We start from the raw sequence: 23,433 nt of genomic DNA, 5'->3' as shown, positions 1-23,433 counted from the left end.
ATGGCCCAGGATACGGTTGAGCCTCGCGGCGGTTTTTCGCCTTTTCCCGCCTATGAATGGCCGGAAGGCAAGAAGAGCGCGGTTCTTCTCAGCGTCGATGTCGATGCGACCTCGCCCTTTCTTTGGGAACAGCGGGAGGGACTGTCCAATCGTCTGTCGCGATTGGAAGTCCGCCGCTTCGGCCTGCGCACGGGCATGACCCGTATCCTCGATCTCTTTGCACGTTACGACGTTAAAGCAAGCTTCTATGTACCTGCTGTCGTTGCGAAATCCAATCCTGAGCTCTTGCCGGCATTGGTCGAGGCCGGACATGAGATGGGACTGCACGGATATTTTCACGAACTCGTCGGCGACATCGGTGACGAGGAATTCAGCGCCGCGCTCGACGCCAGTCTGGCGCTCTTCGTTTCCCAGACAGGACAGAAGCCGATGGGCTTCCGCTCGCCGGCCTGGGAAATGACGCCGCATATGCTGGCCGAGATCCGCCGCAACGGCCTTGCCTACGACTCCTCCCTCATGGGCTTCGATCATCCCTATGAGATCGACGGCGTGATCGAGATTCCCGTGCAATGGGCGCTGGATGACGCGATCTTCTTCAAGTTCGAGAATAGCGGCAACGAACGTTGGGCGCCGTCCGCCGGCGCCCAGGTGCTGGACGACTGGCTGACGGAGTGGCGTGCCCAACGCCGCTTCGGCGGACTGTTCACGCTCACCATCCACGACTGGATCTCGGGCCGGGCGCAGCGCATCGCCATGCTGGAAAAGCTGCTCGACGCGATCACCGCCGAGCCAACGAGCTGGGTCGCCACCGCTGCCGACATCGCTTGTCATCATGCATCTTCGAATAACCGGGGTCGTTTTGCGGTCGAGGCGGATATTCCCGCCGCCATCGGTCCGTCTCGCTTTGGCCCCTCACAGTCTGGAGCGCGCGCATGAGCGAGACCTGGCAGATCGGCAAGCATGAAACGCGCAGCAGACACGGCTTGGTCGCCTGCCAGAACTGGCGAGCGGCGGAAGCCGGAGCCGCAGTGCTTTCGGCTGGTGGTAATGCCGTCGACGCAGCGGTGACGACGGCGCTCGTCCTCAGCGTCGTCGAGCCATGGCTTTCGGGCATCGGCGGCGGCGGCTTCCTGGTTCGTGCCGATGCCGGTGGCGCAGTCGATACTCTCGATTTCAACGTGATCTCGCCCGCTGCAATCAATCCCGCCGACTACCCGCTGGTTCCGGGTCGCGATGGCGACTGGTTTGACTGGCCATCGGTCGAAGGTGATCGGAATCTGATCGGTTACAACTCGATCTGCGTGCCGGGCGCCATTGCCGGTTTCGCCGAGGCGCTTTCCCGTTTCGGCACGATCTCCTGGGCCGATGCCCTGGCGCCTGCCATCGAACAGGCGCATCGCGGCTTGCAACTCGATTGGTATGCGGCACTGGCTCTGGCGATAGACGGCGCCAATCTGGCGCAGTTTCCGGCGGCCTCGGAACTGTTCCTGCACAATGGTCGCGCACCACGCGTGCCGGAGGGTGGACGCAAAGCCTTCCTGCCGATGAAGGCGAAGGCGAGGACGCTGGAAAGGCTGGCTGCTGCCGGCCCGCGCGATTTCTATGAGGGTGAGCTTGCTGATCAGCTGATCAAGGGGCTTGCCGACGGCGGTTCAGTGCTTTCGGAAAAGGACTTCGCTAGCTACGCGCCGCGTTGGCTCACGCCATTGAAGCAGGACTTCAGGGGCCTTGTCGTCCATGCCGTACCGGAACTTTCAGGCGGCCCCACACTCTGCGTGGCATTGTCCGAACTGGAGACCAGCCTGCCGGAAAACGATCCCTTCGGCGGGACTGCGGCCCTTGCTTTTGCCCGCGCGATCCGACGCGCGAGCGAATATCGGCTCAAGCATCTCGGTCATGCGGCCGGAGAGAGCTGCACCAGCCATCTGAGCGTTGTCGACGCCGATGGTACTATGGTCTCGCTCACGAATACGCTGCTGTCGCGCTTCGGCTCGAAGATTGTTGTGCCGGAGACGGGTTTTGCGCTCAACAACGGCATGATGTGGTTCGACCCACGTCAAGGCCAACCCAACTCCATCGCGCCCGCCAGCAAGCCGCTCGCCAACATGTCTCCGATCGTCGCGACACGCGACGGCGTGCCGGAGCTGGCGCTGGGTGCGGCCGGCGGCCGGCAGATCGTTCCGGCCGTGACGCAAATCCTCACCTATGTCGCGGCTTACGGCCTATCGCTAGAGGATGCTTTTCTCTGCCCGCGCATCGACGCCAGTGGCACGACTATCCGCGTCAATCGGACAGCCGCATCCGATGTGGCGCCGACCGTCGCATCCGAATTCAGCGTCGAAGTCATCGATGACACGCTCTACCCGGTCAATTTCGCCGTTCCCTCGGCAGTTCTTCGTCGTGGCGGCATCAATACCGGCATGGTTCACCCAAAGAACCCATGGGCTGCCGTTCGCGAGGCTGACCCTAGATGACCGCTCCGGTCCTGATCGTCGAAGATCTGCATATCTCGATCGGTGGCAAGCTCGTCGTCGATGGCGTCGGCTTTTCGGTCTCGTCGGGTGAAATCGTTACGCTGGTCGGCGAATCGGGTTGCGGCAAGTCGATGACGGCCTTTTCGGTCATGGATCTGTTGCCGCGTGTCGCCGCGCGAAACAAAGGGTCGATCCGGCTGAACGGCAAGGAGCTGGCCGGCCTCGACAACGCCGCCATGAAGCGGCTGCGCGGCGACGAGATGGCGATGATTTTTCAGGAACCGGTCGCCTCTCTCAATCCGCTGATGCCGATCGGCAAGCAGATTGCCGAAAGCCTGATCGTTCACCGTGGGATCAGGGGCGGGGAGGCGCAGCGGCAGGCGATCGCCATGCTCGAAGAGGTTGGCATTCCCGAGCCGACCATGCGCTTCCATCAGTTTCCCTTCGAACTCTCAGGCGGCATGTGCCAGAGGGCGATGATCGCCATGGCGCTGATCACCCGGCCGCGCCTGCTGATCGCCGACGAGCCGACGACGGCGCTCGACGTGACGATCCAGGCGCAGATCCTGGAGCTGATGAAGCGGTTGCGCGCCGAGACCGGCACAGCGATCCTGCTGATCACCCACGACATGGGCGTCGTCGCCGATATCGCCGACCGCGTGGCGGTGATGTATGCCGGCCGGATTGTCGAAGAGGCGCCGGTAGATACGATCTTCGAGGAGCAGAAACATCCCTATACGCGGATGCTGCTATCGACGATTCCGAGGCTGGATGGCAAGGCGAAGGCGCTGTTGCCGACCATTAGCGGCACTGTGCCGGACATCGGCGCCTGGCCGGAAGGCTGTCGGTTTTCGACGCGCTGTCCCTTGGCGGACGAGGACTGTCGGCAAACGCCGCCGCTTGTCGCCGCGGGCGCGGACCGACGCGCTGCCTGCTGGCATCAGGACCTGACCGGAGGGCTTGCATGACAGGGCCGCTTCTTTCAGTGCGCGACCTTCGTGTGCATTTCCCGATCCGCGGCGGCTTTCTCGGCCGCCCGGTCGGTTGGCTGAAGGCCGTCGATGGTGTCGATCTCGATATCGCACCGGGAGAAAGCTTGGCGCTGGTCGGTGAATCGGGCTGTGGCAAGTCCACCCTCGGCGCCACGATCCTCGGAATGCAGCGCGCGACATCGGGGAGGATCATCTTCGAGGGCGAGGATGTGACGAGCGACGCCTCGGTGCGCCGCGCCGATCTTTCGCGGGACATCCAGATCGTGTTCCAGGATCCGGTGTCTGCTCTCAATCCGAAGCTGACCATTGGCGAAAGCATCGCCGAGCCGCTGATCATCCACGGTATCGGCACACGGGAGGAGCGCCGGCAACGGGTAGGGGAGCTGCTGGAGCTCGTTGGGCTCAATCCGGGCCATGCCGACCGCAAGCCCAACGCCTTTTCCGGCGGCCAGCGCCAGCGCATCGTCATTGCCCGCGCCATCGCTTTGCAGCCCAAGCTGCTCATTCTCGACGAGCCAGTCTCGGCGCTCGACGTATCGATCCGTTCGCAGATCCTGAACCTGCTGCTTGAATTGCAGCAGCGCCTGGGCCTGTCTTATCTGTTCATCTCGCATGATCTTTCCGTGGTGCGCCACTTCGCCGATCGGGTCGCGGTGATGTATCTTGGCCGGATCGCCGAGACCGGATCGACGGCGGAGGTTTTTGCAAAGCCGGTTCACCCCTATACGGAAGCGCTGCTCAGCGCCGTGCCGCTGCCCGATCCCAAGGCACAGCGCCGCAGGCAGCGCATTATCCTGCAGGGGGATCTGCCAAGTCCGGCCAATCCGCCAGCGGGTTGCCGCTTTTCGACCCGATGCCCCATCGCCGTGTCCGTCTGCCGGACTGCCTCGCCTGAGCTCGAAGCGCGTCAGCCGGGTGGCCATGCCGCAGCGTGCCATGTGAGAACGCCTGATTTCCTAAAGGAGTAGATGATGATGTTTCGCAAACTTCTTGTTTTAACGGCGGTCTTCGGGCTCGCTCTTCTTCCGTCCGCCATGATGGTCCAGGCTGCCGAAAAGCAGCAGATCGTCGTAGATCTCGTCAACGAGCCGTCGACGCTTGACCCGCAGCTGCAATGGAATCCGGACAGCTATTTCGTTTATCGCAATATTTTCGACAATCTCGTCACGCGTGACAATAGCGGCAAGATCGCTCCGGAAATCGCCACCTCCTGGAAGACCCTGTCGGATACGAAGATCGTCTTCACCCTGCGCGCCGACGTCACCTTTCATGACGGCACGCCGTTGACGGCGGAAGATGTCGCCTTCAGCGTCAATCGTATCATCGACCCGAAATTGGCGAGCCCCCAGCGCAGCCAGTTCGCCAAGATCGCAAAGGCTGAGGTCTCCGGCGAGCATGAGGTGACGCTGACATTGCAGAGCCCCTATCCGCCCTTGCTTGCGCAGCTCACCAAGCTTTCCATCGTCCCCGAGCATGTGGTGCAGAAAGTCGGTGACCAGGCGTTCAATCTGGCACCTGTCGGCAGCGGCCCTTACAAGTTCGCCAAATGGGATCGCGGCGTCGCCGTGACACTTGTTCGCAACGACAGCTATTGGGGCAACAAAGGCCCGTTCGAGCAGGCAGTCTTCCGAGCGGTGCCCGATGCCTCCACGAGACTTGCGGACCTGCAGGCAGGCGTGGCCGATTTCGCCCGCGCCCTGACGTCCGATCAGGCGGCGCAATTGGCGGGGTCGGAGACGGTCAAGGCCCTGCCGATACTGACGGAGAGAATGTCCTTTATCCGTATCAATCCGAACAAGCCTCCCTTCGACAATCTGAAGCTCCGTCAGGCGGTTGCCTACGCCATAGACAAGTCTGGCATCACGCAGGGCATTCTCGGTGGGTTCGACAAGCCGGTCGCCCAGATGATGACGCCGGCGCATTTCGGCTGGAGCGACAAGATCACCGGACTGCCTTATGACCCGGACAAGGCAAAGGCCCTCATTGCCAGCGTCGGCAAGCCGCCGAAGTTCCAGCTGACCGTCGGCACCTTCTTCGACCAGCGGGTGGCCGAAGCCATATTGCAGGAGTTGCAGGAAGTCGGCTTCGACGTTGAAATTTCCCAGGTCGATACGCCGACTTTCCTGCAACTGGTTCAGAAAGGCCCGGTCGATGCTCCGACCTTGGCGATCAGCACCAATTCCTGCGCCTGCCAGGATGCCGATGGCGTTATGAACTATCTTTTCCACACCGGCAGCACCTGGGCCATCGTCGCCAAGCCGGAGATCGATGCGCTATTGGATGATGCAGGCTCGTCGCTCGATCAGCAGAAGCGGTTGGCGGATTATGAAAAAATCAGCCAATCCATCGTGGATGATGTGCTTGCCGTGCCGCTCTACCAGATGATTGCGATCTACGGTGCCGCAAAGCCGCTGAACTTCCAGCCGACGCCGAATGAAAGCTTCTTCCTGAACCGGATGAGCTGGGCCGGTTAAGTATCTATTATTTTATGAAAAACCCCGCCGTCGTGATCGCCGGCGGGGTTTCGATTTGCAGCCTGATCAGCGACCCTTCTGCTTCCGCCACTCGGCGAATTTGACCTTGGGCGCCTCGCTGGTTGCCGGATAAAGGCCGATGATGGTCGCGCCGTTCAGCACCTCCTCGGTGACGAAATCCTCATAGGCGGTCATTTCGACCGTCTCGTCGGCGATCTCATCGGCAATATGAGCGGGGATGACGATGACGCCTTCATTGTCGCCGACAAGCACGTCGCCAGGGAAGACAGCGACATCGCCGCAGCCGATCGGTCCGTTTATTTCGATCGCCTGGTGCAGCGTCAGGTTCGTCGGCGCGGAGGGGCGGTGGTGATAGGCGGGGATATCGAGAGCGGCGATTTCCGGGCTGTCGCGAAAGCCGCCATCGGTGACGACGCCGGCGACGCCGCGCACCTGCAGCCGCGAGATCAGGATCGAGCCAGCGGAAGCCGCGCGCGCATCCTTGCGGCTATCCATGATGAGGATCGCGCCGGGCGGGCATTTCTCGACGGCGGCGCGCTGCGGATGCTCGGGATTACGGAAGACCTCGAGCGTATTCAGGTCTTCGCGAGCGGGAATGTAGCGCAGGGTAAACGCCTGGCCGACCATGTTCGCCTTCTTCGTCGACAGCGGGTGCACATCCTGGATGAACTGGTTGCGCAAACCCCGCTTGAAGAGCGCGGTGGCGATCGTCGGCGTGGCAACGCCCAACAGCTTGTTGCGCGTCTCGCTGCTCAGCACGTAATTGCTCATGAGATATATCCTTTGCGATCAATAAATGTCGGGTTCGCCCGGCGTCGGACCGAAACCGGGTTCCAGGAAGTCGAAGTCGCAGCCGGTGTCGGCCTGGGCGACATGGCGGTTGAACATCCAGCCATAACCGCGTCCGAATTTTTCCGCCGGCTTCACCCAGGCGTCGCGCCGCCGCTGCAACTCGTCCTCGTCCACCAGCATGTCGATGCGGCGCGCTTCGAGGTCGAGGCGAATGATGTCGCCATTCTTCAATAGCGCCAATGGACCGCCGACATGGGATTCCGGCGAAACGTGCAGGATGCAGGCGCCGTAGCTCGTGCCGCTCATGCGGGCGTCGGAGAGGCGGAGCATATCGCGATGGCCTTGCTTCAGCAGTGCCTTGGGGATCGGCAGCATGCCCCATTCCGGCATGCCCGGCCCACCTTGCGGTCCGGCGCCGCGCAGCACCATGACGTGGTCGGGCGTGATGTCGAGGTTCTCGTCGTCGACCGCTGCCTTCATCTCCGGATAGCTGTCGAAGACCAGCGCCGGCCCTTGGTGCTTGTGGAAGCGCGGGTCGCAAGCGGCGGGTTTGATGACCGCGCCCGTCGGCGCGAGATTGCCCTTCACGACGGCGAGCGATCCCTCATGATAGACCGGATTGTCGAGCGAGCGGATGACGTCGTCATTGTAGCATTTGGCACCTTCGAGCGTTTCGCCGAGGGTGACGCCCGACACGGTGAGGGCGGAGAGATCAAGCTTCGAGGAAAGCTTCACCATCAAGGCCCGAAGGCCGCCGGCATAGTAGAAATCCTCCATCAGATAGGTCTTGCCGGTCGGCCGGATATTGGCGAGCACCGGCGTCGTGCGGCCGGCCTTGTCGAGATCGTCCAGCGAGAGGTCGACACCGGCGCGGCGCGCCATCGCGATCAGGTGCACAACGGCATTGGTGGAACAGCCCGTGGCCATGGCGACCGCAACGGCATTGTCGAAGGCGGCTGCCGTGACAATCTTCGATGGAACGAGATCCTCCCAGACCATGTCGACGATGCGGCGGCCGACGGCAGACGACATGCGGATATGGTTGGCATCCGGCGCCGGGATCGAGCTTGCGCCGGGCAGGGTGAGCCCCAATGCTTCAGCGATCGCCGTCATCGTGCTCGCCGTGCCCATGGTCATGCAGTGACCGTAGGAGCGGGCAATGCCGGCTTCGACATCGACCCATTCTTTCTCCGTAATTGTGCCGGCGCGGCGTTCATCCCAGAATTTCCAGCCATCCGAGCCCGAGCCCAGATATTCGCCGCGATAGTTGCCGCGCAGCATCGGCCCGGCCGGCAGGTAGATCATCGGCAGGCCCATGGAGAGCGCGCCCATGACAAGGCCGGGCGTTGTCTTGTCGCAGCCGCCCATAAGCACGGCCCCGTCGATCGGATGCGAGCGCAGCAGCTCCTCGGTCTCCATCGCTAGCATGTTACGATAGAGCATGGTCGTCGGCTTCACATAGCTTTCCGACAGCGACAGCGCCGGCAGCTCCAGCGGGAAGCCGCCGGCCTGAAAGACACCGCGCTTCACGTCCTCGACACGGTGCTTGAAATGCGCGTGACAGGGGTTCGCGTCGGACCAAGTGTTGAGGATGGCGATGACGGGCTTTCCGGCCCATTCCTCCGGCGCATAGCCCATCTGCATGGTCCGCGACCGATGGCCCGAACTTCTGAGGTCGTCAGGTGCGAACCATCTGGCGCTGCGCAGTTCTGCCGGTTTCTTTTTGCTGCTCATTGTAGTCCAGCCTTGTATTCAACGGTTGGTCGAAGAGATAAATCCGCGCGTCGGGTCATTCCTTCATGCCCCATTTCAGCAGGGTCCGGCGTTCGATTGTCTGGAACACCAGGTTCTCGACAATAAGCCCGATCACGATAACCGTTAGCAAGCCGGCGAAGACGGCGGGTATGTCGAGAAGGTTGCGGTTTTCGAAGATGAACCATCCAAGTCCGCCCTGGCCGGAGGAGACGCCGAAGACGAGTTCGGCGGCGATCAAGGTGCGCCAGGAGAAGGCCCAGCCGATCTTCAACCCGGTCAGGATCGACGGGAAGGCGGCCGGGATCAGAATGCGGAACACATAGGAAAGTCCGGTCAGTCCATAATTCGCGCCGACCATACGCAGGGTGCGCGATACGCCGAGAAAGCCGGCATGGGTGTTGAGAGCGACTGCCCATAGCACGGAATGGATGAGGACGAAGACGAGGCTCGCTGGCCCCAGGCCGAACCAGATGAGGGCGAGTGGCAGCAGCGAGATCGCCGGCAGCGGATTGAACATCGCGGTCATGGTTTCGAGAAAGTCGGTACCGATGCGGGTGTTGATGGCAACAACGGTGAGGATAGCCGCCAGCACGGTGCCTGCCACGTAGCCCGTCACGAGCACCTTCAGCGTCGTCCAGATGCGCTCCGGCAGGACGCCGTCGGCGAAACGATCATAGAGTGCACTCAACGTGTCGCTGAGCGTCGGGAATAGCAGCGGATTGTCGAGGTGCCTAGCGTAGATCTCCCAGATGATGGCGAGAATTACGATCAGCAGCGACTTGCGGAAGAAACTCGACTGCCAAAGAAGTTCGAGGGCGCCGAGTTTCTGTTCGACGGCGGCGATATGGCCGGCGGCATCTGCCGTCTCGGCCGCAAGGATGATTTGTGGTGCGCTCATGGCCTATTCCCTATGTCCGGCTTCGGCAAACAGCATGTGATGAATTTCCTGCTCCAGCTTGGCGGCGGCTGCCGCGTCGTCGCGGACGGATTCGACATTGCGAACCTCGGCCTTGACGCGACCGGGATGCGGCGACAGCAGCAGGATGCGGTTGGAGATCTTGATCGCCTCGGCGATCGAATGGGTGACGAAGATGACGGTGAAGCGCGTATCTTCCCAAAGTTGGAGAAGCTCGTCCTGCATCTGTCGGCGGGTCAGCGCGTCAAGTGCGGCGAATGGTTCGTCCATCAGCAGGATATCGGGCTGCATGGCCATGCCGCGGGCGATTGCCACACGCTGCTTCATGCCGCCCGAGAGCATATGCGGATAGGTGTCGACGGCGCGGGTGAGTTTCACCTTATCGATATAGTCGCGGGCGATGGCTTCAGCCTCGGCGCGGGGCAGGCGGCGCGCGGTCGTCAGCGGAAACATCACGTTTTCGAGGACGGTCTTCCAGGGCAGGAGCTGATCGAACTCCTGAAACACCATCATCCGATCGGCCCCCGGCTTCTTGACCAACTGCCCCTTGATCTCGATGCGGCCGCTCGTCGGCGTCATATAGCCGCCGATTGCCTTCAGCAGGGTCGATTTTCCGCAGCCGGAGGGTCCGAGCAGCACGAAGCGATCGGACTTGGCGACAGAAAAACTGACGTCCTCGGTAGCGGTGATCAGAAGGTTCGGCGTCTTGTAGCGAAGCGTCACCTTGTCGACGTTCAAGAGTGGTGGGGCGGCGATGGCCGTTTGCGTCGTTGTCGCGTCCGCCGCGATTTTTGCCTGAAGCATGGAGGCTCCTTCAAGAATTGGATCGAGAGGCGGCATTCGCGCCGCCTTTCAGGATCAATTGCCGTTGAGATCGGCGGCTTCGGGCAGATAATAATCCGTCCAGGCCTTCGGCATCGTTTTCAAGGTTCCGACCTTGTGGAGATGCGCCGCGAACTTCATGGTTCCCTGCGGATCCATGCGGAACTCCATCATGTGCGGCTGGTTCAGGATCGCCAGAAGATCGTCGACGCTGGTCTTGTCGCCGCTCACCGTCTTATAGGCTTCGACCGCGGTCTTCGGATCCTTCTTGATCACATCGATGGCGTCGGCTGTCGCCTGCCGCACGGCCTTCACGATCGTCGGGTTGGCATCGGCGAATTGCGTGGTCGTGAAGAAGGTGCCCTGGGTCAGATCGCCGCCGATGATATCGCGCGAATTGACGACTTCATGAACGCCCGGCTGTTTCAGTTCCAGATATTGGAAGGGTGGCGCCGAGAAATGGCTCTTCACCTCATGGTTCTGGTTTGCAAGCGCCGCCATCGCGTCGGGGTGGCCGAGCTGCACCGTGTTTGAGTCGAACTTGTGCACCTGATCGTCGCCATACATCTGGGCGGCTGCCATCTGCAGCAGGATTGCCTGCGTCGAAACGCCGACTGTCGGCACGGCGATCCTGTCGCCCGGCTGAATGTCCTTCAGGGATTTGATGCGCGGATCGCGCGAAACCATGATGACCGGCTGGGCGGAATTGGTGACGATGCCCTTGACCTTGCCTCTGGTGCGATCCCAAAGCAGAAGCAGGTTGCCGGTGCCTGTATTGACGATATCGACATTGCCGGCAAGCAGCGCATCGGTCTGCGCGCCGCCGCCGCTGAAGGTGCGCCAATCGACCTTGACGCCGGCGAGGCCATCGGCCTCCGCCCGCTTCTCGATCAGCTTCTGCGTCTCCATGACATGGCTGACGAGATAAAGAATGCCCGGCTGGCGGGTGATCGAAATATCCGTCTTTTCGGCGGCGCCGGCGGACAAGGTGCCGGCAAGCACGAGACAGGCCGCGGTCATACCGCGAAGAAAAGCTCTCATCATTTCCTCCCAAAAATGATCCAAACGCATGAGATTACGTTGGCATGAGCACACTAAAGCACTAATGTATCAGTGCATCAAGGTTTAAATTGTGTTTAATGGGCTGAGAGTCTCAATCAGGAAGGTGGCTGCGTGAAAGTAAATCCGAAAGAATTCGCCCTGGACCGCTCGCGCCAGGTCGCGCCGCAGATCCTGGAAATCCTGAGGTCACGCATTCTTTCGATGAGCCTGCCGCCGACGACGGTGCTGTCGCGAATCTCGCTGCAGAGCGAATTCAATGTCAGCCAGACGCCGGTTCGCGACGCCTTGATAAGGCTGGAGGAGGAGGGGCTCGTCGAGGTCTATCCGCAATATGCGACCGTCGTCTCCAGGATCGATATCGGCAACGCCCGGGAGGCGCACTTCCTGAGATTGTCGATCGAGCTCGAGGCTATCCGGCGCCTGACAGCCGAAGAGCCGGCGGAGACAGCTGCCGCATTGGCGCAGGTTCTGGCCCGGCAGGAGCATGTCATGTCGCCCGAGACCTACGACTTCTTCGATTCGCTCGACAAGGATTTTCACCGGGTTCTCTTCGAGAGGGTCGGGATATTGGGGCTATGGGCAACCGTTCGCCGCCAGAGTGTCCATCTCGACCGGTTGCGCCGTCTGAACCTGCCGATGCCGGGCAAGCTGGAACAGGTCATGGCCGACCATCGCGCCGTTGTCGACGCCGTGCGGTCCGGCGACGCGAAGCTCGCGGTTGCGGCCTTGCGCAAGCATCTCTCCGGCACGCTGTCGATCATCGATCTGATTTGCGAGCAATATCCGGATTATATCCGCCGATAGGCGACGAACGCGGTGCATTGGCATCAGGCGCTCTTCATGAGACAAAAGCGCAGGTTGAAATAAGATATGGAGATTCCTTGACCATCGGACTTGCGCATGCCGAACTGATCGCGGTTTTGACGGCTGTCACCGGCCACGAACCGCGCGTCATGACAGTGCGCTCCGGCGAGGCGCTGCCATCAGGGCCATTCGAGCTTGGACACCGGACGCTGCAAAGCGGTCTTCGGGAATGGGTGCGGGAGCAGACCGCGCATCCAGTCGGGTATCTGGAGCAGCTCTATACCTTTGCCGACCGCGACCGGAACAACGAAATTCTGGGTGGGCGGACGATCTCGATCAGCTATCTCGGCCTGGTGCGTGAACAGGCGGCTCCCGGCGCTGGCCAGCCGAGTTGGCATGGCTGGTACGAATATTTGCCATGGGAAGACCATCGCAACGGCTGGCCGGCCGTCATTGACGACATTGCCGCCCGGCTGGCGGGCTGGATCGATAGCGATGGCGGCAAATGCGATCCGCGCCGCCGCCGCGTTGACTATGCCTTTGGGCTCAATGGTGCAGCCTGGAATGAAGACCTGGTGCTGCAGCGCTACGAGCTTCTTTACGAGGCTGGCCTTGTGCAGGAGGCGGGATGCGCGCCGCCGGCCAGGTTTGGCCGCCCGATGTTTGCCGATCATCGGCGTATTCTCGCAACCGGCATGGCGCGGCTGCGGGCGAAGATCAAATATCGCCCCGTCGTCTTCGAGCTCATGCCCGCGAGTTTTACCCTCCTGCAGCTGCAACGCACCGTCGAGGCGCTGGCAGGGCTGACGCTGCACAAGCAAAATTTCCGTCGCCTCATCGAGCAGCAGGATCTGGTGGAGGAGACAGGCGGAACCGAAAGCGAGACGGGCGGCCGCCCGGCCAAGCTCTTCCGCTTCCGTCACGCCATCGTCGAAGAACGTGAACTCGCCGGAACGAAATTACCGCTCTCCCGCAATTGACATATGCTCATATCGAGAATATCTATTTGCACATAATATGCTCAAAATGAGTATAATAAGGAGCCGGTCATGAATTCCCCCGTATCCGCATCCTCCCTCTATGATCGCGTCAGCCGCGTTATTCCCAAAGCCGAATGGATGACGTTTCAGGACGATGTCGAGGCGATCCTCGAGCTGAAGCGCCGCCGCAACGCCGTCATCCTCGCCCACAACTACCAGACGCCGGAGATTTTCCACGGCGTTGCCGATATTGTCGGCGACAGCCTGGCGCTCGCCCGCAAGGCGATCGATGTGGATGCCGATATCATCGTGCTCGCCGGTGTGCATTTCATGGCCGAGACCGCCAAGCTACTCAATCCGGAAAAGACCGTGCTGATCCCCGACATGGCTGCCGGCTGTTCGCTGGCGGACTCGATCACGCCGGAGGATATCGCCTTGCTACGCCAGGCCCATCCCGGCATTCCGATCATCACCTACGTCAATACGTCCGCCGCGGTGAAGGCGGCCTCCGACATCTGCTGCACATCGGGCAATGCCAAGCAGGTCGTGGAATCGCTCGGCGTTCCCAAGGTGCTGATGATCCCCGACGAGTATCTGGCGCAGAATGTAGCGCGCGAGACCAATGTCGAGATTATCGCCTGGCATGGGCATTGCGAGGTACACGAGCTCTTCACCGCCGACGACATACGCCAGCTTCGCGAAAACTATCCCGGCGTCACGGTGCTCGCCCATCCGGAATGCCCGCCTGATGTCGTTAAGGAAGCCGATTTCGCCGGCTCCACTGCCGTCATGTCGGACTATGTTGGCAGCAAGCAGCCGGCGCGTGTCGTGCTGCTCACCGAATGTTCGATGAGCGACAATGTCGCCGTGCATCATCCGAATGTCGAGTTCATCCGGCCCTGCAATCTTTGCCCGCACATGAAGCGCATCACGCTCGGCAATATCCGCAAGGCGCTTGAAGAAAACCGGCACGAAGTCACGGTCGACCCGGCGATTGCGGTCGCCGCGCGCCGTGCGGTGGAAAGGATGTTGGCGGTATGACCGAGATTCTTCACGATCTTTCGGGCCGCGTCGTCATTGTCGGCAGCGGTCTTGCCGGACTGATGGCGGCGCTGACCTTGGCGCCGCAGCCTACGGTCATTGTCACTCGCGCGGCACTTGGCGGGGAGACATCGAGCGCCTGGGCGCAGGGCGGCATCGCCGCCGCCATGGGAGCCGACGATGGTGCGGAGTTGCATCTTGCCGACACACTTGCCGCCGGTGACGGGCTTTGCGATCCGGCCGTTGCCGCAAGCATTATCACCGAAGCGCCGGCGGCGATTGCGTCCCTGGAGAGGGCGGGCGTCCGCTTTGATCGGAATAACGAGGGCAGCCTGTCACTCGGCCTTGAGGCCGCGCATTCGCGCCGCCGCATCGTGCATGCCGAGGGCGATGGCTCGGGCGCGGCGATTGTCCACGCGATGGTTGAGGCCGTTGCCCGCACGCCGTCGATCACAGTGCTGGAGGGATATGAGGCCCGCCGGTTGCTTCTGGACGGAGGCCAGATCAGCGGTCTGCTCTGCGTGACGCCAAAGGGGTTGGTGATCCTGCCGACATCTCGGGTGCTGCTGGCGACGGGCGGTATCGGTGGTCTCTTCGATGCAGCGACCAATCCGATCGGCAATTTCGGCCAGGGCATTGCACTTGCCGCAAGAGCCGGGGCGGTTCTCGCCGATATGGAATTCGTGCAGTTTCACCCGACCGCACTCGATTCCCGCCGCAGGCCGCTGGCGCTGGTCAGCGAGGCCGTGCGGGGCGAGGGAGCCTTGCTCGTCAATGAGAAGGGCGAGCGCTTCATGGCGCAGGTTCCCGGCGCGGAATTGGCACCGCGCGACGTCGTCGCTCGCGCCATCAGCGCGGAAATCGCCCGGGGTGGTCGTGTCTTCCTCGATGCCCGTGAAGCGCTCGGTAGCCATTTCGCCGTCCGCTTTCCGGTGATCGATGCGCTCTGCCGGGAAGCGGGTATCGATCCGTCCTGTGAGCTCATTCCCATACGCCCGGCCGCTCACTATCACATGGGCGGCGTTGCGACGGATGAGAACGGCCGCAGCTCCGTCTCCGGCCTCTGGGTGGCGGGGGAGGCAGCTTCGACGGGCCTGCATGGCGCCAACCGGCTTGCCAGCAATTCATTGCTGGAGGCCGCCGTCATGGGCATGCGCGCAGCACACGATATTGGCGGCGTGTCTTCACGCCCGACGGCTCCTCTGTCGGAGGATTCACGCTTGGCGGCTCCGGACGCTTCGCTCGTTCGTCCGATCGTGTCGCGGCATCTTGGCGTGCTTCGTAACGCCGGCGCCATCCATGGTGCGATCGCCGCACTGCTACCGCTTGCAGAAAGCGACAATGCGGCCGCCGATCCGGCTGTTGTAGCGCTGTTGATCGCCGTTTTTGCCAGCCTGCGCACAGAATCGCGCGGCGCTCATGCCCGCACGGATTTCCCCTTGAGGCAGCAACAGCCGCAGCGCCGGATGATGCGCCTCATCGATGCAGTGGACATCGCCCGATCCGTTATCCCCTATTCCTTTGCTCGGAGCGCCTGATATGATCCTCGTTTCCCTTCCACGTCTCATCGTTGAGCCGCTGGTGCGCAACGCCCTCCTGGAAGATCTCGGCCTTGCCGGTGACATCACCTCTGTGGCCGTCATTCCCGAGGATCACCGCTCCACGGTCGCCATGGCGGCCCGCCAGCTGGGCGTCGTTGCCGGTCTGGATGCCTCGGAACTTGCGTTTCAGCTCGTCGATCCCAGCATCGTCATGACCCGCCATCTTCACGACGGCGCCAAAGTCGCGGCCGGTGACGTCATCGCGACAATCAAAGGTCCGTCCCGTGGCCTGCTGACGGCCGAGCGGACGGCGTTGAATTTCCTTGGCCATCTCTCGGGCATTGCGACGGTGACGGCCAGTATCGTTGAGGCGATCGGCGGCACGAAAGCATCGATCGTCTGCACCCGTAAGACGACACCAGGGCTGCGGGCGCTGGAGAAATATGCGGTGCGGGTGGGCGGCGGCATGAACCACCGCTTTGCGCTCCATGATGCCGTGCTGATCAAGGACAATCATGTGGCGATTGCCGGCGGCGTCACTGAGGCGATCCGCCGGGCCAAGGCCGGTGTCGGCCATATGGTCAAGATCGAGGTCGAGGTGGACACGCTCGATCAGCTCCGCGAGGCCATGGAGGAGGGTGTCGACGCCGTGCTGCTCGACAACATGACACCCGACCAGCTTCGCGATGCGGTGGGCATCGTCGCCGGTCGCGCGATCACAGAGGCATCGGGCCGCATCACGCCATCAACCGCCGCCGCCATCGCCGCATCCGGCGTCGATCTCATCTCCGTCGGCTGGCTGACACATAGCGCCCCGACTCTCGATATCGGGCTCGATTGGAAGTCAGTCGCATAGAAGGGCGCCGGCTGCCGGCTCCGTCAGACTATGGTCGGAACTTGCGCTCCATCCATGCTGATGACAACGCCGGTGACGTAGCTCGCCTTGGATGAACTCAGGAAGGCGACGACATTGGCGATATCGTCGGGGCTTGCCATGCGGCCGATCGGAATGCGCTTCAGCGCATCGGCGAGCGCCTCTTCCTCGGTGGAGCCGGCAAGTTTTGCGGATGCTTTCAGACCTTCCGCGACCCGGTCCGTCTCGGTCAGGCCGGGATTGAGGCCGACGACGCGGACACCCTGGCTGGCATAGGCATTGGCAAGGCCGACGCTTGCGAGCATCAGCGCGGCGTTGGCTGCTCCGCCGGCGAGGTGAACCGGCGAGGCGATCTTGCCGCCATTGCCGATAATGTTGACGATGGTGCCCGAACCGCGCGCGGCCATGCGCTTGATGACGGGATCGAGCACGTTGATATAGGAAAAATACTTCGCATCCATCGCGGCACGCCAGGCCGCAGGCGTGAGGTCCGAAGCGGGTGTTCGCGTGGCAGCGCCGGCGCTGTTGACGAGAATATCGATGGGGCCGATTTCGTTCTCGATCCTGTCGACGACATCAAGGGCTTGCGCGTCGGAGGTCAGATCGGCGGCATAGCCATGGGCGCCGGGCAGGCCGGACAGTGCCTTGTCGATATTGGCTTGCGCTCGCGAGCAAATACCGACCCGTGCGCCCTCGGACAGAAACAGGCGGGCGCAGGCATAGCCGATGCCCTTTGAGCCGCCGGTAACCATGGCGACTTTATTGGCGAGACCGAGGTCCATTTGATTCTCTCCGCATGGATTGCAATGGGAGCTGGAAGCTATGTCCTGTGAATGGCGGAGTACAGGTCGTATCGCTCTCGTCACGACCTGTTTACCGGATTCCAGTCGCCGCTATGATAGGAGTTTGGCCTTCAGCACCGAGACGGCCGCTTCGCTGTTGTGGACATAGTCATGGGCGTCAGGCTGCCGTTGCACCAGCAGGATGAACAGCAGATCGGTCAGCATCAACTGCGCATCACGCGCCGTGATCGCCGAGGAGCGAACACGGTCTTCGTCGCCGACGGTGTAAAGGCGAATATCGGCGACGCGGGTCAGGGGATTGTCCTGGAGGCCGGTAACGGCGATGACGGTCGCATCCCGCTGGCTGGCGAGTTCGGCGATCCGCAGGGTCTCGATGCTGGCACCGGAGTAGGAGAGGGCAAAGAGCAGGTCGTCGGGGCCGAGCGTCGAGGCATTGGCCATCTGCACATGGCTGTCGCTGTCATGCAGGACGATGCGCCCGAGTTTCATCAGCTTGTAGGAAAAGTCGCGAGCCACCAGCGACGATGCGCCGACGCCGGCCAGATGAATGCGCCGGGCCTCGTGCAGCGCCTTCAGCGCCCGGCCGATATCCAGCTCGTTGTTGACGGCAATGGTCTGCTGCATTGCCTGCAGCTTGCTGCCGAGCAATTTCTGCAGGATGGTCAGATAGCCGTCGTCGACTTCGATGGTGCCGTGGATCATGCCGGCCGGAGCCTGCCATTCCTGCGCCTTGGCCTCGCTGACGGCGAGCTTCAGCTCCTGATAGCCGGCATAGCCGAGCTTCTGGCTGAATTTGACGACGCTCGACTGGCTGCGGCCAGTCTCGGCGGCAAGGGCTGCGGATGAGAGGCGCAGCATCTGGTCGGGGTTTTCGATGATGAACTGCCCGATCTGGCGGTCGGCCGGCGCCATGACCTCGAGCTTTGCGCTGATTTTCTTTAAGATAGACATCCGCCCCTTCAGGCCATGGAGGCCGGTTCATATGCCAATATGATCCGACAAGGTTATCACAGGCGGTCGGAATAAAAAATTCCAAATTACGTTGACACATTGGAATGAGCGAATAGTCTTGAATGAGAGTCGGGCGCGTTATCGCCAACTCCTTCGCCCCTTTCTTCGGCGGGTTTCATATCATGGACAGATTGCGGATATCGGGTGGACGACGGCTGCAGGGCGCGGTAACGATTGCCGGCGCTAAGAACGCCGCATTGCCGCAGATCGCGGCTGCGCTGCTGAGCCCCCATTCACTGGAATTGACGAACCTGCCGGCCGTGACCGATGTCGAGAACATGCTCGGCGTCGTTTCGCTTCATGGGGCTATCGTGACCCGCTCAGCACACGGCACCACGATCGATGCGAGCGGCATCATCTCGAAGGAAACCTCCTACGACACCGTGAGACGGATGCGTGCGACGGTGCTGGTGCTCGCGCCACTGCTGGCGCGCTTCGATCATGCTCGCGTCTCGTTGCCCGGCGGCTGCGCCATCGGCGCGCGGCCAGTCGATATGCATATCAAGGCTCTGGCGACGCTCGGCGCCGATATCGCGATCGAGAACGGGCTGATCGTTGCATCGGCCCCGAAGGGACTGAAGGGCGCGCGGATCGTTCTCAGTTCCCCGTCCGTCGGTGCAACCGAGACGGCGATGATGGCCGCCTGCGCCGCCAAGGGCGAGACGGAGATATTGAATGCGGCGCGCGAACCGGAGGTGGCTGATCTCGCCGCCTGTCTTAGCGCCATGGGGGCCAGGATCGAGGGCGCCGGCACGCATCGCATCCTGATCGACGGCAGCACGAGCTGGCGCCCCGCCAGGCATCACGGCATACCCGACCGGATCGAGGCCGGCACCTATGCCGTTGCCGCAGCCATCACCGGTGGACAGCTGGAACTGATCCATGCGCGGCTCGAAAATTTGGCCTCCGTCGTGCAGATGCTGGAAGCCATGGGTGTCAGCATCTGGCCGAGCGACCGTGGCCTTGTGGTTTCCAGAGACGGCCCGCTCAAGGGCGCCGATATCACCACCGAACCCTATCCGGGCTTTCCGACAGATTTGCAGGCGCAATTCATGGCGCTCGCCTGCTGCGCCGAGGGCGCCTCGCTGTTCCGTGAGACGGTCTTCGAAAATCGCTTCATGCATGTGCCGGAATTGATCCGCCTTGGCGCCAATATCAAATTGCAGGGGACGACCGCGCTGGTGCGCGGCGGCACGCCTTTGAGAGGCGCGCAAGTGATGGCGACCGATCTGCGTGCCTCCGTTTCCCTGGTGCTGGCAGCGCTGGTGTCGGAAGGCGAAACCATCGTCAACCGCGTCTATCATCTCGACCGCGGCTATGAGCAACTGGATCGCAAGCTTCGCCTTTGTGGCGCAGACATCGAGCGGCTGACGTCATGAGCGCCGAGACTGACAATGCAGCCTATTTCCTCGGCATAGACGGTGGCGGCACCGGTTGTCGGGCGCGTATCGAGGATGCCGAAGGAAGTGTTCTGGGGCAGGGCCTATCTGGGCCCGCAACCACGCGGCTCGGCATAGAGGAGGCCTGGGCATCGATCGCAAGAGCTTTTGGTGCCGCAATCGAGGAAGCGGGTCTGGGGCCAGATAAAATCGCGCGGATTCATGCAGGTGTCGGGCTTGCTGGGATCGGGCGCAAGGGCGCGCTTGAGGCATTGCGTGCCATACAACATCCCTTTGCCAGCATCGATTTCGTCAGCGACGGCGAAGGGGCATGCCTCGGCGCTCATTCCGGCCGCGACGGTGCGATCGTCATTACCGGAACGGGATCGATCGGTCTTGGTTTTGTCGAGGGTCGCCGTTTGCGGGTCGGCGGCTACGGTTTTCCGATCTCCGACGAGGGCAGTGGGGCGGAGCTAGGGTTGAAGGCCGTACAGCTAGCACTGCGCGCTCATGATGGCCGCTACGAAAAGACGGCGTTGTTGGCCGAGATCATGCAGCGGTTCCAACAGGATCCGATGGAGGCGGTCGCCTGGATGGACCGTGCTTCCGCCACCGATTATGCCGCCCTGGCGCCCATGGTCATGCGCCATGCCGATCAGGGAGATGCCGCTGGGCGGCGCATTGTTCAAAGCGCGGCCGAGCATATCGATACGCTCATCCGCACGCTCTTCGACAAGGGTGCTCCCCGCGTTTCCCTGCTCGGCGGTCTCTCCAGTCCACTCGAACCGTGGTTGGCGCCGGATGTCCGCCGCCGCCTCAAGCCCATCGACGGCGACGCCGTTTCGGGCGCCATCATCCTCGCCAGGAAGGCCGCCTCCAGCGATTGAAAGAACGATGCGTTCGGCACCGGTATTCTCATGTCGAGATTGGAATATTTTATTCCTATAGCAATTGACGAACGGAATAAATGGACATAATCTTAACGAAGGTAAACAGGGAATGGGCGGAGAACGAAGCCGAAGAGGCCGGCCGCCAGCGTGATGTCGAGCGTTTTGTTGCGTTGAAAATTTAACGGCTGCCACGGCTGGTCCGATCGCCATCGATCGAGCCTGTCATCCCTGATCCATTGATATCGACGCATAATTTCGAGAACAGGCCCATGACAGAGCAGAGGTTGATATCCGAACTGGAGCAGTTGGTTTCCGAGGGCCGCAATCCGAACACGATGCATATCGATCTGCTGCCGACCTTCGATATCCTGCGCGAAATCAATTATGAGGATCAGACCGTTCCGACGGCGGTCGAAAAGGTCATTCCGGCGATCGCCGCTGCCGTGAACCAGATCGTCACCGCCTTCCAGAAGGGTGGACGGTTGATCTATATGGGTGCCGGCACCAGCGGCCGGCTTGGCGTTCTCGACGCATCGGAATGCCCTCCGACCTTCAGCGTGCCGCCAGACATGGTGATCGGCCTGATTGCGGGCGGCCCCGAGGCGCTGCGGAACTCGATCGAGGGCGCCGAGGACGATCCGGAGCAGGGCCGTCAGGCTTTACAGGACATCAAGCTGACAGCCGAGGATGTCGTCGTCGGCATCGCCGTCAGCGGCCGCACACCCTACGTCATCGGCGGCCTGAACTATGCGAAGAGCATCGGCGCCGTGACCGTCGCTCTCTCCTGCAATTCCAATTCCGTCATTGCCGGCATTGCCGATCTTGCGATTTCTCCCGTCGTCGGCCCGGAAATCCTCACGGGATCGACCCGGCTGAAGTCCGGTACGGCACAGAAACTCATTCTCAACATGCTGACGACGGCGAGCATGATCCGCATCGGCAAGAGCTATCAAAACCTGATGGTCGACGTGCATGCGAGCAACAAGAAGCTGGTTGCGCGCGCCACCAGGATTGTCATGCAGGCGACGGGCTGCACGCAGGCGGATGCACGTCGCGTACTCGACCAGACGGGCAATGACGTCAAACTGGCCATTCTCATGGAAATTACCGGAATGGGCATTGAAGAAGCCCGCGCGGCGTTGCAAAACGCTGGTGGCTTCCTGCGCAAGGCGATCAGTGCGAAGACTGCGTGAAGTGATATCGCGATCATAAAGAAATGGCCAAAATCGGCTGGGGTAACAAGCTCAGGGGGCAAAAAGAATGAAAAGGTATTTTCCAGATAGACTGATGTCCTGCGTTGCATTGGCGGCCGGTCTCGGCATCGCGACCATATCGGCGCAAGCGCATGCGGCGACGCTGCGAATGGCATGGTCGCAGGATGCGACAGGGCTCGATCCGCACAAGCAGACTGCCTTTTCCTCGATCCGTTTGCTGGAGCTGATCTATGAGCCGCTCGTCCGGCTCGACGGCAATTTGCAGATTGTGCCGGCCATTGCCGATAGCTGGCAGTTTTCGGCCGACGGCAAGGAGCTGACCTTCAAGCTCAATGCGAATGCCAAGTTTCAGAATGGCGCCGCGGTCACTTCGGCCGACGTGAAGGCATCGTTCCAGCGCATTCTCGATCAGGCGACTGCCGCTGTTGCCCGCGCCAACTTCCTGTCGATCGCCAGCATCGATACGCCCGATGCCACGACCGTCGTCTTCCATCTGTCGCAGCCGGATGTTCCAATCCTGACGGCGATGACGAGCCTCAACGCTTCTATCGTTCCGGCCAGCGAAATCACCGCCGGCTCGATCGGCACGAAGGCGATCGGTTCCGGTCCCTTCAAGCTCGATAGCTGGGTTCCGAATTCAAAGGAAGTCCTGAGCGCCAACAAGGCATGGGCCGGCGGTGCGGTCGGTGTCGATGGCATCAATATCAGTGTCCTTCCGGATGAGACGGCGATCCTGGCCTCGCTTCGCACGGGCCAGATCGATTTCGCGCTTTTGAACGACCCGCTGGTGGCGACACTGGTTCCCAAGGAGCCGAAACTGCAACTGACGCGGACCCCGGGGCTCTCCTACAACGTCCTGCAGCTCAACCCTTCGCATAAGCCGATGGATCAGCTCGCCGTACGCCAGGCAATCTCCTGCGCCATCGACCGGCAGGATGTGATGGATACGGCAGCGCTCGGCGAGGGCAAGGTGACGGGTCCCTTGACCATGCCGCTCTACGCGACCGATCCGAGCCAGCTCTTCTGCTACAAGCGCGACATCGAAAAAGCCAAGAAGTTGATGACCGACGCCGGCTTTGCCGATGGCTTTTCGGCGACCGTGATCGCCGCCACCGGCGAGCCACCGACCGCCACCGCCGAAGCCCAGGTCATCCAGTCGCAGCTCGCCGAAATCGGCATCAAGCTCGATATCAAGGTGATGGAGCTCAACGTCTATGTCGACGCCTGGCTCAAGGGCAATTTCGACATGGCGGTTGCGCTCAATGGCGGCAGCGCCGATCCCTATACCATGTATAACCGCTACTGGACGAAGACCGGTAACCTGCAGAAGGTGGCGAACTATATCGACGATACGCTTGATAGTCTGATGCAGAAGGGCCGTGTCGAGACTGATCCGGCCAAGCGCAAGGCGATCTTTGCCGATTTCGAAAAGCACATCGCCGAGGTTTCGCCCTGGATCTGGCTCTATACCGCCTATGGCTACACGGCTGAGCAGAAGAACGTTCAGGGTTTCGTGCCGACGCCGACGGGCTCGCTCTTCGGCCTCAGCAAAGTCTCCATCCAGTGATGGAAAGCCTGACCTAGAGGA

The 23,433-nt window shown here is 61.7% G+C and carries 21 protein-coding genes; 14 read left to right on the top strand and 7 right to left on the bottom strand.

From position 1 onward, the window contains the following. The 5 genes from EX00_RS12515 to EX00_RS12495 are packed head-to-tail and all read left to right on the top strand — an operon-like array spanning position 1 to position 5,940. Positions 1-936 carry a polysaccharide deacetylase family protein gene (locus EX00_RS12515; RefSeq protein WP_047457989.1) on the top strand — a complete coding sequence of 312 codons (936 nt, stop codon included), beginning with the start codon at positions 1-3 and terminating at the stop codon, positions 934-936. After that, positions 933-2,474: a gamma-glutamyltransferase family protein gene (locus EX00_RS12510; RefSeq protein WP_047457987.1), complete on the top strand. Its 1,542-nt coding sequence runs from the start codon at positions 933-935 to the stop codon at positions 2,472-2,474. Before EX00_RS12515 ends, EX00_RS12510 begins: the two co-directional genes overlap by 4 nt. Continuing rightward, positions 2,471-3,442 (top strand): ABC transporter ATP-binding protein, encoded by a 972-nt coding sequence (locus EX00_RS12505; protein ID WP_047457984.1) that lies wholly within the window; start codon positions 2,471-2,473, stop codon positions 3,440-3,442. The genes EX00_RS12510 and EX00_RS12505 overlap by 4 nt, the downstream gene beginning before the upstream one ends. After that, positions 3,439-4,434: an ABC transporter ATP-binding protein gene (locus EX00_RS12500; RefSeq protein ID WP_047457982.1), complete on the top strand. Its 996-nt coding sequence runs from the start codon at positions 3,439-3,441 to the stop codon at positions 4,432-4,434. Before EX00_RS12505 ends, EX00_RS12500 begins: the two co-directional genes overlap by 4 nt. A 6-nt stretch (positions 4,435-4,440) precedes the next feature. Then, positions 4,441-5,940: an ABC transporter substrate-binding protein gene (locus EX00_RS12495; RefSeq protein WP_234709013.1), complete on the top strand. Its 1,500-nt coding sequence runs from the start codon at positions 4,441-4,443 to the stop codon at positions 5,938-5,940. Between the two features lie 66 nt (positions 5,941-6,006). On the opposite strand, the gene EX00_RS12490 is transcribed toward EX00_RS12495, so the two are convergent. From EX00_RS12490 to EX00_RS12470, 5 genes are read right to left on the bottom strand one after another with little or no spacing between them, the layout of a single operon-like run. Further along, positions 6,007-6,732 (bottom strand): ribonuclease activity regulator RraA, encoded by a 726-nt coding sequence (locus EX00_RS12490; protein WP_047457980.1) that lies wholly within the window; start codon positions 6,730-6,732, stop codon positions 6,007-6,009. Positions 6,733-6,750: 18 nt separating this feature from the next. Next, on the bottom strand, positions 6,751-8,487 hold the full coding sequence (araD, locus tag EX00_RS12485; protein ID WP_047457977.1) for an L-arabinonate dehydratase: 1,737 nt from the start codon (positions 8,485-8,487) through the stop codon (positions 6,751-6,753). A gap of 55 nt (positions 8,488-8,542) precedes the next feature. Continuing rightward, positions 8,543-9,406, bottom strand: coding sequence for an ABC transporter permease (locus EX00_RS12480; RefSeq protein ID WP_047457975.1), 864 nt, complete (start codon positions 9,404-9,406; stop codon positions 8,543-8,545). Between the two features lie 3 nt (positions 9,407-9,409). Next, complete coding sequence (locus tag EX00_RS12475) at positions 9,410-10,228, bottom strand: ABC transporter ATP-binding protein (RefSeq protein WP_080761270.1); 819 nt, start codon at positions 10,226-10,228, stop codon at positions 9,410-9,412. A 54-nt stretch (positions 10,229-10,282) separates the two neighbouring features. After that, positions 10,283-11,287 carry an ABC transporter substrate-binding protein gene (locus EX00_RS12470; RefSeq protein WP_047457972.1) on the bottom strand — a complete coding sequence of 335 codons (1,005 nt, stop codon included), beginning with the start codon at positions 11,285-11,287 and terminating at the stop codon, positions 10,283-10,285. Positions 11,288-11,419: 132 nt separating this feature from the next. On the opposite strand from EX00_RS12470, the gene EX00_RS12465 reads away from it, so the two are divergent. The 5 genes from EX00_RS12465 to nadC all read left to right on the top strand — a co-directional run bounded on the left by EX00_RS12465 (position 11,420) and on the right by nadC (position 16,530). Continuing rightward, positions 11,420-12,112: a GntR family transcriptional regulator gene (locus tag EX00_RS12465; protein WP_047457969.1), complete on the top strand. Its 693-nt coding sequence runs from the start codon at positions 11,420-11,422 to the stop codon at positions 12,110-12,112. A gap of 77 nt (positions 12,113-12,189) precedes the next feature. Then, positions 12,190-13,092, top strand: a complete 903-nt coding sequence (locus tag EX00_RS12460) for an NUDIX hydrolase (RefSeq protein ID WP_047457967.1) — start codon at positions 12,190-12,192, stop codon at positions 13,090-13,092. Positions 13,093-13,161: 69 nt separating this feature from the next. Further along, positions 13,162-14,133, top strand: a complete 972-nt coding sequence (gene nadA / locus EX00_RS12455; protein WP_047457964.1) for a quinolinate synthase NadA — start codon at positions 13,162-13,164, stop codon at positions 14,131-14,133. After that, positions 14,130-15,671, top strand: coding sequence for an L-aspartate oxidase (locus tag EX00_RS12450; RefSeq protein ID WP_047457961.1), 1,542 nt, complete (start codon positions 14,130-14,132; stop codon positions 15,669-15,671). Before nadA ends, EX00_RS12450 begins: the two co-directional genes overlap by 4 nt. Beyond that, the gene (nadC, locus tag EX00_RS12445) at positions 15,649-16,530 is read left to right on the top strand and encodes a carboxylating nicotinate-nucleotide diphosphorylase (RefSeq protein WP_080761269.1); all 882 of its coding nucleotides are present in this window, start codon (positions 15,649-15,651) and stop codon (positions 16,528-16,530) included. The genes EX00_RS12450 and nadC overlap by 23 nt, the downstream gene beginning before the upstream one ends. A 23-nt stretch (positions 16,531-16,553) precedes the next feature. Here nadC and EX00_RS12440 read toward each other — a convergent pair whose 3' ends face one another. Then, on the bottom strand, positions 16,554-17,330 hold the full coding sequence (locus EX00_RS12440; protein ID WP_047457958.1) for an SDR family oxidoreductase: 777 nt from the start codon (positions 17,328-17,330) through the stop codon (positions 16,554-16,556). A gap of 111 nt (positions 17,331-17,441) precedes the next feature. After that, positions 17,442-18,302 carry a MurR/RpiR family transcriptional regulator gene (locus EX00_RS12435; RefSeq protein WP_047457956.1) on the bottom strand — a complete coding sequence of 287 codons (861 nt, stop codon included), beginning with the start codon at positions 18,300-18,302 and terminating at the stop codon, positions 17,442-17,444. A gap of 182 nt (positions 18,303-18,484) precedes the next feature. Between EX00_RS12435 and murA the strand changes: the two genes are divergently transcribed. From murA to EX00_RS12415, 4 genes are all read left to right on the top strand, one after another. After that, positions 18,485-19,741, top strand: a complete 1,257-nt coding sequence (gene murA, locus EX00_RS12430; RefSeq protein ID WP_047460232.1) for a UDP-N-acetylglucosamine 1-carboxyvinyltransferase — start codon at positions 18,485-18,487, stop codon at positions 19,739-19,741. After that, positions 19,738-20,628 carry a glucosamine kinase nucleotide-binding domain-containing protein gene (locus EX00_RS12425; protein WP_047457954.1) on the top strand — a complete coding sequence of 297 codons (891 nt, stop codon included), beginning with the start codon at positions 19,738-19,740 and terminating at the stop codon, positions 20,626-20,628. The genes murA and EX00_RS12425 overlap by 4 nt, the downstream gene beginning before the upstream one ends. A 272-nt stretch (positions 20,629-20,900) precedes the next feature. Beyond that, on the top strand, positions 20,901-21,824 hold the full coding sequence (murQ, locus tag EX00_RS12420) for an N-acetylmuramic acid 6-phosphate etherase (RefSeq protein WP_047457952.1): 924 nt from the start codon (positions 20,901-20,903) through the stop codon (positions 21,822-21,824). A 94-nt stretch (positions 21,825-21,918) separates the two neighbouring features. Continuing rightward, positions 21,919-23,412 (top strand): ABC transporter substrate-binding protein, encoded by a 1,494-nt coding sequence (locus EX00_RS12415; RefSeq protein WP_404944016.1) that lies wholly within the window; start codon positions 21,919-21,921, stop codon positions 23,410-23,412. Positions 23,413-23,433: the final 21 nt, after the last annotated feature.

It is taken from the genome of Martinezella rhizogenes (assembly GCF_000799715.1).
Classification (GTDB): Bacteria; Pseudomonadota; Alphaproteobacteria; order Rhizobiales; family Rhizobiaceae; genus Rhizobium; species Rhizobium rhizogenes_C.
Note: the sequence above shows the minus strand (reverse complement) of the source record. Positions and strands in the feature narration are given on the sequence as shown.